Annotated in this window: 1 protein-coding gene; it reads right to left on the bottom strand. The window is 65.0% G+C overall.

Annotated elements, in window-relative coordinates:
* Window positions 1-561, bottom strand: a 561-nt coding sequence (locus tag C9E82_RS23990; RefSeq protein ID WP_122449420.1) for a hypothetical protein, incomplete at its 3' end; no start/stop codon positions are given.
* Window positions 562-655: the final 94 nt, after the last annotated feature.

The following is a 655-nucleotide window of genomic DNA, read 5'->3' as shown; positions in this document are numbered from 1 at the left end:
CACCCACCTGACCTTGCGCGCAAGATCGTCGCGGCCCGCTGATTTCAGGGCTGCACGTTCGTGCGCCAGCACGCGTTCCTCATCGGCACGGCCGAGGGCGCGGTTTCGCTCGTCTCTTGCCGCGACATCGAATTTGCGGGCGATGTGCAGCATCTGCTCCAGCTCCTGAGGAGGCGGCTGGTTCGACAGCGTGGGCGGCGGCCCGATCCAGATCGGCCGCGCCTCCGCGAGACCGGTCGTCGCTCTGATACCCGAATGGCGGCCGAGCCATGCCGGGTTCAGCGCCAGCCAGCGCGCCACGGCATCCACCAGCGTCATCTGGAAATTGAAGGCGGGCTTGTAGCCCGGGATCCAGTCCTCACCCAGCCCCTTCAGCACGGCGCTGATGTTCTGGTGCTTGAACTCGACCGATCCCTCGGACCGATCGTTCAACAGCGGCAGAAGCCCGCGCCGGTGCTCGGCCTTGTTGTAGGGGCGGCCAGAGACGTCGTCGGCCAGCATCGCGAAGTAATCCGCAACGATCAGGTCGTTCTCTTGATCTGTCCAGGCCCCGTTCGACATCGCGCCAGGCTAGGGGCCGAAACTGCGTTTGTCATCAGAGACTTCGCGCAAAACTCCCAAGACATACCAACGACCACGCCGCCCGTGTCGCGTC

It is taken from the genome of Paracoccus sigandri (genome assembly GCF_003709565.1).
Classification (GTDB): Bacteria; Pseudomonadota; Alphaproteobacteria; order Rhodobacterales; family Rhodobacteraceae; genus Paracoccus; species Paracoccus siganidrum.
Note: the sequence above shows the minus strand (reverse complement) of the source record. Positions and strands in the feature narration are given on the sequence as shown.